Below are 17069 nucleotides of genomic sequence, written 5' to 3'. Positions count from 1 at the left end.
CAGGTGAACGAAGGAGTCGGATGCCACGGACCGAGTCTAGGGAGCGCCGCCGACGTCGCGGACGGCCGCGCGCGCATCCCGCACGATTGCGCGCGCAGGTCGCGTGACCTTCGAGTTGAGGGTGAGACTGCGGATCCCGCGTTCAGCCCAGGTCGAGGCGCATGAGCACCCGCGGGAACCCGTTCAGGACCGACTCGGTGTCGGCAGCCTTGCGGAAGCCCGCCTTCTGGAACAGCGCGCGGGTACCCACGTACGCCATCGTCAGATCGACCTTCTCGCCCTTGTTGTCGACGGGATACCCCTCGACGGCAGGGGCCCCGCGGTCGCGAGCGAACTCGACGGCGCCCGCAAGGAGAGCGTGCGAGATTCCCTCACCTCGATGGCCCGGACGCACGCGGATGCACCACACCGACCAGACGTCGACATCGTCGACGTGCGGGATCCGGCGATTCGTCGCGAACGAGGTGTCGGCACGCGGATGCACGGCCGCCCACCCCACGACCTCGTCGCCGTCGTACGCGAGGACCCCGGGCGGGCCCTCCTTCATCAGTGCCCGCACGCGGTCGCCGCGCGCCGTGCCGCGCAGGGCGAGATTCTCCTTGCCCGGCACGCGGTAGCTCAGGCACCAGCACACGTTCGCGTCGGGGCGCTTCGGGCCGACCATCGTCTTCACGTCGGCGAACGTCGTCGCCGGGACGACTTCGATCGCCACGTCAGCCCTCGTCGAGGGCGTACTGCCGCTGCCAGGACTCCGGTCGCGGGATGCCCAGCCCGTACAGGTACCGGATGAGCTGGCCGTGGTGCTGGGTCTCATGCTCGAGCAGCGAGAGAGCCTGATCGACGGCGTAGTCGTCGGCGGGATCGAGGTCGTCGAGGAACTCATCGACGACCTCGTGGCTGCGGTGCACTGCCGCACGCACGGCGTCGGCATCTCCCGTCGGGACGCGGTCGAGAGACGAGGCGAAGCCCTGCCAGGACCCGGCGCGCGCGGCTGCCGTGTAGCTCTCGCGGGCGCCGACGACGCACCGCAGCTGGTTCTGGATCGAGTCGGAGGGCAGCTCCCGCAGACGCGCTCCGAGTGAGGACGCGGGCAGCTCGGCGACCAGGTCCGCGTACAGCTCGTTCGCCCGGGCGAAGCGTCGGCGCAGGGTGTCGGGCAAGGGTGTCGTCATGCAGACAGCCTGCCACCGGCATCCGACGCGCGCATCCGCCCTATTCGCCGCGGAGCACTGCGAGGGCGTGGGCGAGATCGGCCGGGTACTCCGACCTGAACGTCACCCATTCGCCCGACGCCGGATGCGTGAACGACAACTCGTGCGCATGAAGCCACTGGCGGGTGAGCCCGAGCCGGGCCGACAGCGTCGGGTCGGCGCCGTAGAGGGGGTCGCCCACGCACGGATGCCGGTGCGCGGCCATGTGGACGCGGATCTGATGCGTGCGCCCGGTCTCGAGGTGGATCTCGAGGAGCGATGCGCGAGGAAACGCCTCGAGCGTCTCGTAATGAGTCACGGAATCCTTGCCGTCAGGGGTGACGGCGAACTTCCACGAGTGGCTCGCATGACGGCCGATCGGCGCGTCGATGGTCCCCGCCAGCGGGTCGGGATGGCCCTGCACGACTGCGTGATAGATCTTCTCGACCTCGCGCTCCTTGAACGCGCGCTTCAGCGCGGTGTAGGCACGTTCGGTCTTGGCGACGACCATGAGCCCGCTCGTTCCGACGTCGAGACGGTGCACCACCCCCTGCCGCTCGGCCGCGCCGGTCGTCGCGATGCGGTACCCGCCGGCTGCGAGAGCGCCCAGCACGGTCGGGCCTTCCCAGCCCACCGACGGGTGCGCTGCGACGCCTGTCGGCTTGTCGACCACGACGATCTCGTCGTCGTCGTACACGATGCCCAGATCGGGAACCTCGACGGGGATGACCCGCGCCTCCTCCCGGGGAGCCCAGTCGACATCGAGCCATGCGCCGCCGCGCAGCTTGTCGGACTTCGCGAGCACGCGCCCGTCCATCGCCACGCCGCCCGCCTCGGCCACCTCGGCCGCGAAGGTGCGCGAGAACCCGAGCATCTTCGCCAGGGCGGCGTCGACGCGCACACCGTCCAGGCCGTCCGGAACGGGAAGGCTCCGCGACTCCATGTCAGTCCTTCGCAGGACCGGATGCCGCGGCATCCGTGTCCTCGTCAGGCGAGCCTGCCGGCTCGTCGGTCGCGGCGGACCGGCCGGTCGCGGCATCCACCGCCTTCCGCGCCTCGCGCGTGCCGTCGAGATGGCGGCCGATGAGCACCAGGAGTGCGACGCCGATCATCATCGTCACGATGAAGATGTCCGCGACGTTGTAGATCGCCGGCATCATCCACGGGGTGTTGATGAAGTCGATGACGTGCCCCACCGGGAAGCCCGGCTCGCGGAACATCCGGTCGGTGAGGTTGCCGAGCACGCCTCCGAGCAGCAGTCCGAGGACCACGGCCCACAGCCGCGAACGGACGCGCGTCGCCGCGAGCCAGGCGATGGTGACCGCGACGGCGGCCAGGGCGATCGTGAACACCCAGGTCACCTCCTCGCCGAGCGAGAAGGCCGCACCGGGATTGCGGACGAGATAGAAGATCAGGAAGTCGCCGATCACCGGGACCGGCTGCTCGTACGGCAGATTCTCGAGGGCGAGGTGCTTCGTGAACTGGTCGGCGGCCAGCACCAGCACCGCGAGAAGCGCGATGATGGTGCCGGCCGCCGCCTTGTGAAGGGGGGGTCGGCCCGTCAAAGGACCGGCCTAGAGACCGATGGCCGACACGGGCGTCGAGCCCGACGTCGTGGCCGTCGTCTCGAGGTCGCGCAGCTTGCCCTCGATGTAGCTGCGCAGCTGCGCGCGGTAGTCGCGCTCGAAGTTGCGGAGCTCGGCGATGCGGCCCTCGAGCTGCGTGCGCTCGCGGTCGAGCTTGGCGATCTCTTCGCGACCGCGCGTCTCTGCGTCGTTGATGATCGAGGCGGCCTGGGCCTTGGCGTCGGCGACGAGCTGGTCGCGCTGTGCGAGGCCCTCGGCGACGTGCTCGTCGTGCAGGCGCTGGGCCAGCTCGATGATGCCGGCGCTGGCGGCACCGGGCGCGGCGGCGTCGGCGACTGCCGGGGCGGGAGCGGGCGCGGGAGCAGCGGCGACGGGCTCTGCGGCGACGGGCTCTGCGGCGGGCGCCGGGGCGTCGCCGGACTCGTACGCGGCGAGCTTGGCCTTCAGCTCCTCGTTCTCAGCGAGGGCCTTGCGCCACTCGACCACGATCTCGTCGAGGAAGTCGTCGACCTCATCCGGGTCGAAACCCTCCTTGAAGCGGACGTGCTGGAACTGCTTGGTGACGACGTCATCAGGGGTCAATGCCATGGTGATTCCTCTTTCGAGCGCTCAGGTCGCTGGCCGATGTCGGGGGTTGACCCGCCGGCGGCTGGTCGTATCAGCCCAGCATAGCCGCGGGTCGCCGGGAGTGTCGAAGGAGTTCGGCGTGCCCGGGAGTGGCGGGTCAGCTCGCGATGGCTCGCGTCACGCTGAGCAGGATGAAGCAGAGCAGCATCGTCAGCGCGAAGCCGAAGTCGATCGCGATGGCGCCGACGCGCAACGGCGGGATGAAGCGCCGGAAGAGCCTGATCGGCGGATCGGTGACGGTGTAGACCAGCTCGGCGGCGACGAGGCCCGCGCCGCGCGGACGCCACTCGCGGTTGAAGAACGGGATCCAGTCGATGATCAGCCGCGCGAGCAGCACGAAGACATAGAGGAGGAGCGCCAGATTGAGGATCGAGGCGATGAACTGAACGACGGGCACGGATCCAGACTACGGCTGTGAGAAGGGAACCGATTCCGGATCGGCCTGCGCGACCGCCCCGTCACCCGACACGGCGACGTTCTCGGGCGAGAGCAGGAAGACCTTGCTCGTCACGCGTTCGATGCGGCCGTACAGGCCCAGCGAGAGACCGCTCGCGAAATCGATGAGGCGGCGCGCGTCGGCATCGCTCATCTGGGAGAGGTTGATGATGACGGGGATGCCGTCGCGGAAGTTCTCGGCGATGACCTGCGCATCGCGGTACTGCTTGGGGTGCACGGTGACGATCTCGTTGATCGCGGCTGGCGCGGGCTGACGCACCACGGCGGGGCGGTGGATCGGAGTCACCGGCGCCGCCTTCTCTACGACCGCATCGCTCTTGCGCGCGCGCGGCTGCGGCGCGGGCTCGTCGTAGACCTCTTCCTCATCGGCGAGGCCCAGGTACACCATGGTCTTCTTGAGCGGGTTCGACATCGCATCCTCCGTAGTGCTCATCTGTTCCGAGGTTAACCGCGCTCGGGTCGCGGGCCCGTGATTGCCGAGCCGATCCGTAGGTGTGTCGCGCCGGCGGCGATCGCCTCGGCGAAGTCCGCGGTCATCCCCGCGGAGATCCACGACGCCTCGGGGACGACCCGCCGCACGGTCGCGGAGAGCTGCGGGAGACGCTCGAATGCACGGTCCGCCGGCACCTCGAGCGGGGCGACCGCCATGATCCCGCGCACGCGCAGCGTCGGCAGCCCGGCGACGTGGGCGGCGAGCGACTCCAGGTCGTCGGCGGTGGTGCCGCCTCGGCCGGGGTCGTCGGTGAGGTTCACCTGCAGCAGCACGTCGAGCGTGGGCGCCCCTGGGGAGCCCGCCGCGTCGAGCGCGTCGGCGAGCCGCGCACGGTCGACCGAATGGACGACGGATGCTGCGGACCGGATCGCCCGCGCCTTGTTGGTCTGCGCCTGTCCGATGAAGTGCCAGCGAAGACCCTCGAGCGGGCCGACCTCGTCGGCCTTCGCCGAGAACTCCTGCTGCCGGTTCTCCCCCATGTCGCGCACGCCGAGCGAGTACAAGTCCTCCACGAGCGCGGCGGGGTGGAACTTGGTGACGACGATCCTCGTGATCTCCGCAGGGCGTCGCCCGGCCGCCGCCGCCGCGTCCGCGATGCGGGCGTCGACGTCGGCGAGCCTGGCGGCCAGTGCCTGGGTGGGCTCGGGGGACGGTGGCACGGCGTATCGCTCCTGAGCCCGGCGAGGGCTTGTCTACTTGAGGAAGTCGGGGATGTCGAGGTCGTCGTCGCCGAAGGCCGAGTCGAACGACGTCTCCGGCAGCGATGCCCCGACGGGCACCGGCTCCGCCTCGTGGTCCTTCGCAGCCTCGTCTGCCGACAGCGCGGGCACCGCGGGCGCCGCGACGACGCGTGCAGCCGTGATCGGCTCGATGCGCTGCTGCGGTTCGCCGCCGTCGAATCCGGCCGCGATCACGGTCACGCGCACCTCGTCGCCGAGCGTGTCGTCGATGACCGTGCCGAAGATGATGTTCGCCTCGGGGTGTGCGGCCTCCTTGACGAGCTGTGCGGCGTCGTTGATCTCGAAGATGCCGAGATTCGATCCGCCCTGGACCGACAGGAGCACGCCGTGCGCACCCTCGATCGAGGCCTCGAGGAGCGGCGACTCGACCGCGAGCTCGGCCGCCTTGATGGCCCGATCGGCGCCGCGCGCGGACCCGATGCCCATGAGCGCGGACCCTGCTCCCTGCATGACCGACTTGACGTCGGCGAAGTCGAGGTTGATCAGACCCGGAGTCGTGATGAGGTCGGTGATTCCCTGCACGCCGGCGAGGAGCACCTGGTCGGCGGTGGCGAACGCCTCGATCATCGAGATGCCGCGGTCGCTGATCTCGAGGAGTCGGTCGTTCGGCACCACGATGAGCGTGTCGACCTCTTCCTTGAGCTTCGCGACGCCCGTCTCGGCCTGCTGCTGTCGACGGCGGCCCTCGAACGAGAACGGCTTCGTCACAACGCCGATAGTGAGCGCGCCGATCGACTTGGCGATCTTCGCGACGACGGGCGCGCCGCCCGTGCCCGTGCCGCCGCCTTCGCCCGCGGTGACGAAGACCATGTCGGCGCCCCGCAGGGCTTCCTCGATCTCTTCGGCGTGGTCCTCGGCGGCGCGACGACCCACCTCGGGGTCGGCGCCTGCACCGAGTCCGCGGGTGAGCTCGCGGCCGACGTCGAGCTTGACGTCGGCGTCGCTCATCAGGAGCGCCTGCGCGTCGGTGTTCACCGCGATGAATTCGACGCCTCGGAGTCCGAGCTCGATCATCCGGTTGACGGCGTTCACGCCGCCTCCGCCGACTCCGACCACCTTGATGACGGCGAGGTAGTTCTGGTTCTGGCTCATGCCGGCCTCCGTAGCCCTGGACCCTGTCTAAACCTTCAACCTCTAGTAGAGGTATAAAGAATTGCCGAGTATGCAATTCCTGCATTGAAAGTAAGCGGATGCCGCGGCACGGCGCGGAGCCGTGCGGGCGTGTCGCGACATCCCGCCGCAGATCCGTGCCGTCGAGACGTCAGCGGACGACGACGGCGTTCGGCGACGACACGTCGTACTGCCGGACCGAGGCCGGCGGACGCGCCGTCATGATCCTCGCCAGCACGACCGCCTTGTCGGCGGAGCGCTCCGCGCTCCCCCACACGACGTCGGTGCCGGTCGCCCCGAGGGTGAGCGTGACATCGTCCGGTGTGCTCGCGGTGACCCGCGTGACCTGCGCGCGGATGTCGGCGGGCAGGGAGTGCATGACCTGGCCCGCGGCGAGGAATGCGTCCGATCCCACGCCGCCCCGGATCTCGAGCACGGGAAGTCCCGCGGGCGGCTCGGTCGCGGTCGAGAGCGCGACGCCGGCCGCGTCGACGACCGTCGCTCCGGCCCGCGTCTCGATGACCCCGATCGGGGTGCGCTCGACGAGGCGCACGACCAGCTCGTGCGGAGGGCGCGCCTCGAGCGTGTACGACTCGACCAGCGGGAACGCGATCAGCGCCGCCTTGACGGCGCTCTCGTCGACGAGCGGGATCGGCGTGCCGACCTGACCCTCGAGCGCTGTCGCCACCTGCGCCTCGTCGAGCTGCTCGGCGCCGATCACCGTGATCGTCTCGACGGCGAACAGCGGGCTGTAGGCCGCGCCGAGCGTTCCGAGCGCCAAGACCACGACGGCCGCCGCGGCGCCGAGCCACACCGCGCGGCGGCGGCGCTGGCGGGCCGTGAAGCGGCGGACCTCCGCACGCAGTGCCTTCCGGCGCGCGCGCGCCGCGCCCCATACCTCGCGCCAGCCGACCGCGTCGGAGTCGGGCGCGGACTCCGGCAGCGGCGGCGCCGACGGCGCGTCGGCGCCCGGCCGCGGCGCCGAGCCCGTGAGCGGGATCACCGGCGCGGTGCGGTCACCCTCCTCGCGCAGGTCGTCCGCGGGGATTCCCGGCGCGGCCGCTCGCGACGGCGCAGCGACACTCGCCTCGCCGCGCACGGGCGGCGGCAGCGGTGACGGGCGGCGCATCCGCTCCTACTCCCCCGCGTCCGCGGCGCCCGCGGGCCCGATGCTGTCGAGCGCTTCGAGCACCTGCGGAATGATGAGATTCACGTTCCCGCACCCCAGGGTGATGACGAAGTCGCCGTCGCGAGCCACCGACGCCGTGTAGTCCGCGGCCTCCTGCCAGTCCGGCACGTAGTGCACGTGCGCGGGATCGGCGAAGGCATCACTCACCAGCGCCCCGGTCACGCCCGGCACGGGGTCCTCGCGTGCCCCGTAGACGTCGAGCATCACGGTGTGGTCGGCGTGGTCCTCGAGCACCTGGGCGAACTCGCGGTACATCTCCTGCGTGCGGGAGTAGGTGTGCGGCTGCTGGATCGCGATGATGCGTCCGTCGCCCACGACCGTGCGGGCCGCGACGAGGGCCGCCTCGACCTCGGTCGGGTGATGCGCGTAGTCGTCGTACACGCTGACGCCCCGGCGCGCGCCGTGCAGTTCGAACCGCCGCAGGGTGCCGGCGAACCCCTCGACGGCGCGCACCGCAGGCTCGAGGGCGAACCCGAGCGTGAGCAGGACCGCGACGGCGCCCGCGGCGTTGATCGCGTTGTGGGTCCCGGGCACGGCGAGGCGCCCCGCGACCGTCGTCCCGTCATGCGTGATCGCGAACGACACCGGCCCATCGGTGCGGATGTCGCCGACGCGCACCGTCGCATCGGCGGATTCGCCGAACGTGACCACGTGGGCGTGGGTGAGCCGTGCCGTCACCCGTCGCGCCCCGTCGTCGTCCGCCGAGATCACGACGGCTTCGCGGGCGCGGTCCCCGAAGCGCGCGAATGCGTCGTAGAACGCGTCGCGCGAGCCCCAGTGGTCGAGGTGGTCGGGATCGACGTTCGTGATCAGCGCGACCGAGGTGTCGTACAGGAGGAACGTGCCGTCGGACTCGTCGGCTTCGATGACGAAGAGGTCGTCCGATCCGGTGCCGCTCGAGACGCCGAGCTGCGCGATCACTCCGCCGTTGACGAACGTCGGATCGGCATCCAGCGCGCGCAGGGCGGTGACGATCATTCCCGTCGAAGTCGTCTTGCCGTGCGCGCCGGCCACCGACACCAGGCGGCGTCCGCCGATGAGCCAGTGCAGCGCCTGCGAACGGTGGATGACGTGGAGGCCGCGCTCCTTCGCGAGCAGGAACTCCGGGTTCTCCGGCCAGATCGCGCCCGTGTGCACGACCGTGTCGACGTCGTCGCCCAGATTCGCGGCGTCATGTCCGACGTGGACGGTCGCGCCGAGCTCCGCGAGTTCTCGCAGCGCCCGGCTGTCGGCGCGGTCCGAGCCCGAGACGCGGATGCCGCGCTCCAGGAACATGCGCGCGAGTCCGGACATGCCCGATCCGCCGATGCCGATGAAGTGCGCGGCCTCGATGTTCTCGGGGATGGGAAGGGAGAGGTCGGGTCTGATCATGACCCGTCAATCCTAAGTTGGCCCACCGTCCCCGCGGCCCCGGCGCGCTGGGCGGGCGGACCGGCGTCAGCCCGCCGCGGGGCGATCCAGCGCCTGGTCGATGAGGGCGACGAGGCTTTCGGTGCCGGTGCGGGTTCCCACGGATGCCGCTGCCTCGGTCATCGCCGCGCGCCGCGGCTCGTCCGCAAGAAGCGGGACGATCTCGGACCGCACCCGATCGCCCGTGAGCTCGGCATCGGCGATGAGGATGGCGGCGCCGGCGCGGACCGCCGAGGACGCGTTGAGCGCCTGTTCGCCGTTGCCGACCGCGTACGGCACGTACACGGCCGGAATGCCGAGGGCGCTGATCTCGCTCACGGTCGCGGCACCGGCGCGGGAGACCACCAGATCGGCGAGGGCGAAGGCGAGGTCCATCCGATCGACGTAGCGGCGGACGGCGTAACCCGGCGCACCGGGGTCGGGCAGGTCGGAGCGCTCGCCCGTGACGTGGAGCAGCTGCCACCCTGCGTCGAGCACGTCGCGCCATGCCTCGCCGTGGCCCGCGCCGAACGCCTCGTTCAAGCGCTGGGCACCGAGCGATCCGCCGAACACGAGCAGCACCGGACGCGAAGCATCCAGCCCGAAGTGGGCGGCGGCCTCGCCGCGCCGCGCGCTGCGGTCGAGGTCGACGATCTCACGTCGCAACGGCATGCCGACCACGTGGGAGCGCTTGAGCGGGGTGCCCTCGAACGCCACGCCGACCTTGGCCGCCGTGCGCGCACCGAGGACATTCGCCATGCCGGGGCGGGCGTTCGCCTCGTGCACCACGAACGGGACGCGAGCCCGCCGCGCGGCCACGTAGGCGGGCGCCGACGCGTAGCCGCCGAAGCCGACGACCACGTCCACACCACGGGTTCTCAGGTGCTCGCGCACCTGCGCCACGGCCCGCGGGAACCGCACCGGGAACGATGCCGAAGCGCGATCGGGGCGGCGCGGGAAAGGCACCTTGTCGACGAACAGCAGCTCGTATCCGCGCTCCGGCACGAGTCGGGCCTCCAGGCCCTCGCGCGTTCCGAGGACGAGGATCTCGGCATCCGGCTCCCGCTCACGCAGTGCGTCGGCAACGGCGAGCAGCGGATTGACGTGTCCGGCAGTGCCGCCGCCGGCGAGGAGATACGTCGTCACCCGCCGAGCCTATCCGGCGCGGGAGGGCGATCGCGCGTCAGCGGGCGCGGGAGCGGGAGGCCGCCATCCGTCGCGCCGCGGCGAGGTCGATCGCCGCCTGGCGCCGGGCGACGGCATCCGGAAGCGTCCGCGCGAACGCGAGCAGCACGCCCGACGCGACCAGAACCGACAGCAGCGACGTGCCGCCCTGCGACATGAACGGCAGCGGCACGCCCAGCACCGGGAACACCCGCAGCACGACTCCCACGTTGATGAGCGCCTGCCCGACGATCCAGACGGTGATGCCGCCGGCGGCGATCCGCACGAACGGGTCGTCGGTCTTGCGGATGATGTGGAAGGCGCCCACCGCGAAGAGGGCGAAGAGCGCGAGCACCACGGCGCAGCCGATGAGTCCGAGCTCCTCGCCGACGATCGCGAAGATGTAGTCGTTCGCGGCCGCCGGGAGCCAGTCGTACTTCTCGCGCGAGTTGCCGAGTCCCAGGCCGAAGACGCCGCCGCTCGCCAGGCCCCAGATGCCGTGCAGCGGCTGGTAGCAGTCGTTGAAGTAGTCCTCGAGGCAGTTCGGGTTGAGGAAGCTCATGAACCGGCGCATGCGGTCGGGGCTGGTGACGGCCAGAAAGGCGACCGCCCCGGCCGCCGCGATCGCCGGCAGGATGAAGATGCGCAGCGGCACGCCCGAGAAGAACAGCGCGCCCAGCACGATGAGGACGAGGATCATCGCTGTGCCGAGATCGTCGCCCGCGAGCACGGTCGCGATCGCCAGCCCCGCCACCGGCACGAGCGGGATGAACACGTGCTGCCACTTGCGCAGATGGTTCTGCTTGCGAAAGAGGACGAGCGCGACCCACAGTGCGAGCGCGAGCTTGAGGAACTCGGACGGCTGCGCTTGGAAGCCCGCGATGATGATCCAGTTGCGGTTGCCATCGGCGCCGTGGCCGAGCGGCGTGAACACCAGCAGCTGGAACACGATCGCGAAGATGAGCGCCGGCCAGGCCATCTTCTTGAGGAACGGCACGGGCAGGCGGCTCGCGACGAACATCAGCGGGATGCCGACCACGGCGAACAGTCCCTGCTTGAGCACGATCTCCCACGGCGCCTCGCCCCGTGCTGTCGCCGTCGCGGACGTCGCGGAGAGCACCATGACGAGGCCGAACACCGTCAGCAGCAGCGCCATCGACGCGATGAGCAGGAACTCGCTCGGCACCGGGGCGAAGACGCGCCCGAGCGTCACCCGTGCGGCGAGACCCCGCCGGTTCTGCGGATCAGGCGGGATCTCCGGGACCTTCCGGGTCCGCGGCTGCGTCGTGCTCACCTGCGGCCCCCGTCCCGATGCGTTCCCTCACCGCGGCCGCGAATCGGCGGCCTCGGTCGGCGTACGACACGAACTGATCGAAGGATGCCGCGGCGGGGGCGAGCAGAACGACGTCCCCGTCACGCGCGATCCCGGCCGCCAGTTCGACGACGCGCGCCATGACCTCTTCAGTCTCTGTGGCCTCCACCTCGAACACAGGCACCCCCGGCGCGTGTCGCGAGAACGCCGTGACCACCGCTTCGCGCTCGAGCCCGATGACGATGGCCGCCTTCGCCTGCGCGCCTCGCCCCGCGACGAGTTCGGAGATGTCGACGCCCTTGAGGAGGCCGCCGACGATCCACACCGCACCCGGGTACGCCGCGAGCGATGACGCGGCGGCGTGGGGGTTCGTCGCCTTCGAGTCATCCACCCAGGCGACGCCCTCGTGCCGGGCGACGAGCTCGATCCGGTGCGGATCGAGACGGAAGCCCCGCAGCGCCTCGCGCACGTGGGCCGGCGAGACCTCCAGCGACCGCGCGAGTGCCGCCGCGGCGAGGACGTTGGCCGCCATGTGCGGCGCCGAGAGTCCGAGTTCGGCCAGCTCGGCGACCGTCGTGAGCTCGAGCGCGCTCGTGCGGCGATCGTCGAGGAACGCACGGTCGACGAGGATGCCGTCCACCACGCCGACATCGCTGGGCCCGGGGACGCCGAGGTCGAAGCCGATCGCCCGCGCGCCCTCGATGACGTCGGCGTCCTCGACCATCGCCCGGGTCGCGGCATCCGCCTTGTTGTAGACGCATGCCACCCGCGTGTTGTCGTACACGTGGGCCTTGGCATCGCGATACGCCTCGGCGGAGCCGTGCCACTCGAGGTGATCGTCCGCGAGGTTGAGGCATACCGCGGCGTGCGGGGAGACCGGATCGGCCGAATCCTGCAGTCCGAGGTACCACAGCTGGTGGCTGGAGAGCTCCACGACGAGGGCGTCGAAGCCCGCGGGGTCGCGGATCGCGTCGAGCACCGGCGTGCCGATGTTGCCCACCGGCGCGGCGCGCAGCCCGCCGGCGACCAGCATCGTCGCGGTGAGCCGCGTGGTCGTGGTCTTGCCGTTCGTTCCGGTGATGAGGATCCAGTCGGCGGGCGTGCCGTCGGCCCGCACCACCTTGTCGCGCACCCGCCAGGCGAGCTCCACATCTCCCCAGAGGGCCACGCCCGTCTCACGGGCCCACACGACGAGCGGATGCACCGGCGAGAAACCCGGCGACGCCACGACGACGTCGGGGGCGAAGTCCGCGAGCTCCGAGGGCACCGTCGCCAGCGGGCCGGTCCACAGCCGCGCCCCGATCACGGGGAGGAGGCGCGCGTACTCCTCGTCGGCGCGCTCCGTGACGACGAGCACCTCGGCTCCGAGCTCGGCGAGGGTGTCGGCGACCGAGAATCCGGTCACCGAGAGACCGAGCACCGCGACGCGCAGGCCCGTCCAGTCCGCATGCCAGCTGGTGAGGCCGCCCAGGCGATCCGATGTCATGTCTGCGAGAGCCACTCGACGTAGAAGAATCCGATGCCCGACACCGCGAGCAGTCCGGCGATGATCCACATGCGCACGATGATCTTGATCTCGGGCCAGCCGCGCATCTCGAGATGGTGATGGAACGGACTCATGAGGAAGAGTCGCTTGCCGCGCGTGGCCTTGAAGTAGAGCCGCTGCAGGATGACCGACCCCGGACCGATGATGAACACGCCCGCGACCAGCACGGAGAGCAGCTCGGTGCGGGTGAGGATCGCCATGGCCGCGATGACACCGCCGATCGCCATGGACCCGACGTCGCCCATGAAGACCTCCGCCTTGGGGGCCTGCCACCACAGGAAGCCGACCAGCGCACCCACGACCGACGCCGAGACGATCGCGAGATCGAAGGGATTGGGCGTCGGATAGCACGCGGACAGCGCCCCCGGCGAGAGACCCTCACCGCCCCAGCAGGCCTGGTTGAACTGCCAGAAGGCGATGAGGCTGTACGCGCCCGTGACGAAGATGCCGGCACCGGCGGCGAGACCGTCGAGCCCGTCGGTGAGGTTCACGCCGTTGGAGTAGGCGACCCCGATGAACGAGGTCCACGCCAGATAGAGGAGCCAGCCCAGGATCGGACCGAGCGCCATGAAGGACAGGACGGGGAGATCGCGGAACATCGACACGTACGGGGACGCGGGAGTCTCGCCCCACGTGTTGGGGAAGTTGAGCGCGACGATCGCGAACGGCACCACCACGAGGATCTGCCCGACGATCTTGCGCCAGCCGCTGAGGCCGAGGCTGCGCTGGCTGCGCACCTTCATGTAGTCGTCGATGAATCCGATCACGCCGAACCCGACCATCATCCAGAGCACCAGGAGGCCCGAGATGGTCGGCGGGTTGTTGCCGGTGAACGCGCCGGCGAAGTACCCGACCATGGTGCCGGCGATGAAGATCGTGCCGCCCATGGTCGGCGTGCCGCGCTTGGCGCCGTGGCTCGGGTTGTGGACGTTCTCCGGGGTGCGGATCACCTGACCCCAGCCCCACTTGCGGAAGAGCCGCAGGAAGATCGGGGTGAGGAAGAGCGTGAACGCCAGCGAGATCGCGGCCGCGGTCAGGAGGGATCTCACGAGAACGATTCTCCCAGACGATCGCCCAGGAACCGCAGACCCGCCGAGTTCGAGGACTTCACCAGCACGCGATCACCGTCGCGCAGTTCGGTCAGGAGGTAGTCGAACGCCTCGTCGGCGGTGGCGAAGAACACGGCCTCGGCATCCCACGAGCCCTGTGCGACGGCTTCGAGGTACATGCGGCGGGCGTCGGACCCGACCACGACGATGCGCTTGATGCCGAGGCGCACGGCGAGGAGCCCGACGCGGTCGTGCTCCTCCTCGGCGTGCTCGCCGAGCTCGCTCATCGCCCCGAGCACGGCGACGGTGCGCTCGTCGGGCCCCGTGATCTGCGCGAGGGTGCGCAGTGCGGCGGCCATCGAGTCGGGGCTCGCGTTGTAGGCGTCGTTGATGATGCGCACGCGCTCCGAACCCAGCGGCTGCATGCGCCAGCGCTCGGCGATCGCGACCGTCTCCAGCCGAGCGACGCAGGCGGCGAGGGACACGCCCAGAGCGGTGGCGGCGGCGATCGCCGCGAGGGCGTTCATGACGTGGTGCTCACCGAGGACGCGCAGCCTCAGCGGCAGGGATTCGCCGTCCGCCGTCACGACGCACGAGGTTCCGGATGCGTCGACGACGACGTCGTCCGCGCGCACCTGCGCGCCGGGGCCGCGACCGAACCAGCGGACCGACACGTCCTGCTCTGCGGCGATGGGCGCCATCGCGGCCACGCGGGCGTCGTCGGCGTTGAGCACGGCGAGTCCGCCGGGGCGCAGGGCGCGCACGAGCTCGGACTTCGCGGCGAACGTCGCCTCGATCCCCCCGAAGCCCCCCGCGTGCGCCATGCCCACCATGAGGACGATTCCGAGATCGGGCTCGACGAGCCCGGCGAGCCGGGCGATCTCGCCGGGCGCGCTCGCTCCGAACTCGCTCACGAGGAACCGGGTGCCGTCCGTGACGCGCAGCATCGTGAGCGGCGCGCCGACCTCGTTGTTGAAGGATGCCTTCGGCGAGACAGTCTCGCCCTCGTCCTCGAGGATTCGTGCGAGCAGATTCTTGGTCGTGGTCTTGCCGTTGGAGCCGGTGATGCCCACGATGCGCAGGTCGCCTCGGTCGCGCACCGAGGCGACGACGTGACGGGCGAGGTCGGCGAGTGCCTCGACGGCGTTCGGCACGACGATCTGGGTCACCCCGGAGTCGACGATCCGCTCCACGATGGCCACGGCGGCTCCGTTGGCCACGGCGGCGTCGACGAAGCGATGCCCGTCCGTCTCCTCACCTGGCTTCGCGACGAAGATGCCACCGGGTCCGATCAGACGCGAGTCGGTGTCGACCGCCCCCGAGACGACGGTGTCGGCCGTGGCACCGCCGGCGAGCACCGCCTCGCCTCTGACGGCATGGGCGAGCTGGGCGATGGTGAGGGCGATCATGTGTTCTCCGGCCGGATCGGGAGGTCACCCGAACTTGGGCAACAGCTCCGGCGCCGACGTCGCGGGCATGACGCGATAGGTCTTGAGGACCTGGGTCATCGCCTGCTGGAACGTGGGCCCGTTGGCCGCAGACGATGTTACCGTTTTGGGCTCGTCGAGTGTCACGATGACCAGGTACTCGGGGTCGTCCGCGGGCGCGAAGCCGAGCATCGTGGTGAAGTACACGCCGCGCTTGTAGCCGCCGTTGACGAGGTCGGGCTTCTCGCCGGTTCCGGTCTTCCCGGCGATGCGGTACCCGGGGATCTGGACCATGGGCGCGAACGACGACTGCACGAAGACGTTCTCGAGCATCTTCCGCATCTGAACCGACGTGCTCTCCTTGAGCACGCGCGTGGGCTCGGGCTGCTCGGGCTCGACGACCGTGCCGTCGGCCTTCGTGCAGGACTCGACGAGCGAGAGCGGCACCTTGATCCCGCCGTTGGCGATCGCGGCGTACGCGCCGGCCAGCTCGGGGACGGTGGTGGTCAGACCCTGTCCGAACGCGGTGTTGTACGTGGTCTGGGCGCCCCAGTCCTCGACCGGGCGGAGGTCCCCGGTCTCCTCGCCGCTGAAGTGGACGTCGCTGCCGGACCCGATGCCCAGCTTGCGGAAGTAGTCGTAGCGCACCTGAGGAGAGACGCGCTCGCTGAACTTGGAGATGCCGGCGTTCGACGAGTCCACGAGGACCCCGGTGAGCGTGTAGGTGAAGGCCGGATGCTGGAAGGAGTCCCGCGCGAAGGCTCCGTTGGGGAAGAGCTCGTAGCCGGAGGCCACGACGGTGGAGTTCGGGTTCTGACCGCCCGCGTCGATCACCGTTGCCGCCGTCAGGCCCTTGAAGGTGGAGCCGGGCTCGAAGGTCCCCTCGAAGATCCTGCTTCCGCGCACGCCTTCGAGCGCCGTGGGTTCGTTGGGGTCGATCGTGGGGTACTCGGCGGCGGCCCGGATCTTGCCCGTGTTCACCTCGACGACGAAGATCGAGCCGGCTTCGGCGCGTCGCTCGACGACCTCCTCGCCGATGAGCTGCTGCAGGTACCACTGCAGATCGCGGTTGATCGTCAGCTCCAGCGTGCCGCCGTCGACCGCCGGCTGCTCGCGCCGGGTGCCGGGGATGATGACGCCGTCCTTGCCCTTCTGGTACGCGAGCGCGCCGTCGGTCGCCTGCAGGCAGTCGTCGTAGGAGCGTTCGAGGCCCTCCAGCGCGTCACCGTCCGTGCCGATGAAGCCCACGAGGTTGCCGGCGACAGCGCCGTCCGGGTAGGCGCGGGCGGGGTGGGGCCCGCAGGAGATGTACGGGGTCCCGAGGTCCATCAGCGCCCGGTAGCGCTCGGTGCTCACGCCGTTGCGCAGCAGCGCATACTGCGATTCGGGGTTCTCGGCGAGGGTGTCGGAGACGATCGCGCGGACTTCCTCGACCTTCTGCCCGGTGATCTCCGCGATGTCCTGCGAGACGTCCTCCCACGGGTCGTCGTCGGACTTGTCGGCGACGATCTCCGCGTCGATCTGCGAGATGAGCAGCGGGTCCAGTTGGCAGTCGTACTCCAGGATGCTGCCCGCCAGCGTCTGCCCGGACTCGTCGACGATCGATCCGCGCGTGCCGTGGAGGACCTGCCCGCCCTCGAGAGCGACCTCGAGGGAGTCGGCGACGTGATCGTCGGCGTTGACGACCTGGATGTCGACGAGGCGCACGATGAACGCCCCGAGCACGGCGAGGACGACGGCCAGCGCGACGACGGTGCGCCGACGCGGGCTGCGGGTGCTGCGGGTCGTCAT

Annotated in this window: 17 protein-coding genes; all 17 read right to left on the bottom strand. The window is 70.4% G+C overall.

Going from position 1 to position 17069, the window contains the following annotated elements; translation table 11 throughout:
* Positions 1–142 precede the first annotated feature (142 nt).
* Entirely contained in the window at positions 143–712 is a 570-nt protein-coding gene (locus ASD93_RS04720; protein WP_056119454.1) for a GNAT family N-acetyltransferase, read from the bottom strand.
* 1 nt (position 713) lies between these two features.
* Positions 714–1172 carry a DinB family protein gene (locus tag ASD93_RS04715; RefSeq protein ID WP_056119452.1) on the bottom strand — a complete coding sequence of 153 codons (459 nt, stop codon included), beginning with the start codon at positions 1170–1172 and terminating at the stop codon, positions 714–716.
* 40 nt (positions 1173–1212) lie between these two features.
* Complete coding sequence (locus ASD93_RS04710; protein WP_056119449.1) at positions 1213–2133, bottom strand: RluA family pseudouridine synthase; 921 nt, start codon at positions 2131–2133, stop codon at positions 1213–1215.
* A 1-nt stretch (position 2134) separates the two neighbouring features.
* The gene (gene lspA, locus ASD93_RS04705; RefSeq protein WP_056119446.1) at positions 2135–2755 is read right to left on the bottom strand and encodes a signal peptidase II; all 621 of its coding nucleotides are present in this window, start codon (positions 2753–2755) and stop codon (positions 2135–2137) included.
* A gap of 9 nt (positions 2756–2764) precedes the next feature.
* Entirely contained in the window at positions 2765–3364 is a 600-nt protein-coding gene (locus ASD93_RS04700) for a DivIVA domain-containing protein (protein WP_056119443.1), read from the bottom strand.
* Between the two features lie 136 nt (positions 3365–3500).
* Entirely contained in the window at positions 3501–3800 is a 300-nt protein-coding gene (locus ASD93_RS04695) for a YggT family protein (RefSeq protein WP_056119440.1), read from the bottom strand.
* A gap of 9 nt (positions 3801–3809) precedes the next feature.
* On the bottom strand, positions 3810–4271 hold the full coding sequence (locus ASD93_RS04690; protein WP_056119436.1) for a cell division protein SepF: 462 nt from the start codon (positions 4269–4271) through the stop codon (positions 3810–3812).
* A 32-nt stretch (positions 4272–4303) separates the two neighbouring features.
* Entirely contained in the window at positions 4304–5011 is a 708-nt protein-coding gene (locus ASD93_RS04685) for a YggS family pyridoxal phosphate-dependent enzyme (protein WP_200950589.1), read from the bottom strand.
* Positions 5012–5044: 33 nt separating this feature from the next.
* The gene (gene ftsZ / locus ASD93_RS04680; protein WP_056119432.1) at positions 5045–6184 is read right to left on the bottom strand and encodes a cell division protein FtsZ; all 1140 of its coding nucleotides are present in this window, start codon (positions 6182–6184) and stop codon (positions 5045–5047) included.
* 169 nt (positions 6185–6353) lie between these two features.
* Entirely contained in the window at positions 6354–7331 is a 978-nt protein-coding gene (locus tag ASD93_RS04675; RefSeq protein WP_056119430.1) for an FtsQ-type POTRA domain-containing protein, read from the bottom strand.
* 6 nt (positions 7332–7337) lie between these two features.
* Entirely contained in the window at positions 7338–8762 is a 1425-nt protein-coding gene (gene murC / locus ASD93_RS04670) for a UDP-N-acetylmuramate--L-alanine ligase (protein WP_056119427.1), read from the bottom strand.
* 66 nt (positions 8763–8828) lie between these two features.
* On the bottom strand, positions 8829–9926 hold the full coding sequence (locus ASD93_RS04665; protein ID WP_056119424.1) for a UDP-N-acetylglucosamine--N-acetylmuramyl-(pentapeptide) pyrophosphoryl-undecaprenol N-acetylglucosamine transferase: 1098 nt from the start codon (positions 9924–9926) through the stop codon (positions 8829–8831).
* 37 nt (positions 9927–9963) lie between these two features.
* A complete protein-coding gene (ftsW, locus tag ASD93_RS04660; RefSeq protein WP_056119422.1) occupies positions 9964–11238 on the bottom strand; it encodes a putative lipid II flippase FtsW in 1275 nt (424 codons plus the stop codon).
* Positions 11189–12742: a UDP-N-acetylmuramoyl-L-alanine--D-glutamate ligase gene (gene murD, locus ASD93_RS04655; protein WP_056119420.1), complete on the bottom strand. Its 1554-nt coding sequence runs from the start codon at positions 12740–12742 to the stop codon at positions 11189–11191. Before murD ends, ftsW begins: the two co-directional genes overlap by 50 nt.
* Positions 12739–13851 carry a phospho-N-acetylmuramoyl-pentapeptide-transferase gene (gene mraY / locus ASD93_RS04650; protein WP_056119418.1) on the bottom strand — a complete coding sequence of 371 codons (1113 nt, stop codon included), beginning with the start codon at positions 13849–13851 and terminating at the stop codon, positions 12739–12741. Before mraY ends, murD begins: the two co-directional genes overlap by 4 nt.
* The gene (locus ASD93_RS04645) at positions 13848–15260 is read right to left on the bottom strand and encodes a UDP-N-acetylmuramoyl-tripeptide--D-alanyl-D-alanine ligase (protein ID WP_056119415.1); all 1413 of its coding nucleotides are present in this window, start codon (positions 15258–15260) and stop codon (positions 13848–13850) included. The genes mraY and ASD93_RS04645 overlap by 4 nt, the downstream gene beginning before the upstream one ends.
* Positions 15261–15284: 24 nt before the next feature.
* The gene (locus ASD93_RS04640; protein ID WP_056119413.1) at positions 15285–17069 is read right to left on the bottom strand and encodes a peptidoglycan D,D-transpeptidase FtsI family protein; all 1785 of its coding nucleotides are present in this window, start codon (positions 17067–17069) and stop codon (positions 15285–15287) included.

Origin of the sequence: Microbacterium sp. Root180 (assembly GCF_001428485.1) — a bacterium.
Classification (GTDB): Bacteria; Actinomycetota; Actinomycetes; order Actinomycetales; family Microbacteriaceae; genus Microbacterium.
The sequence above is the reverse complement of the archived record's forward strand: the minus strand, read 5'-3'. Positions and strand labels throughout refer to the sequence as shown.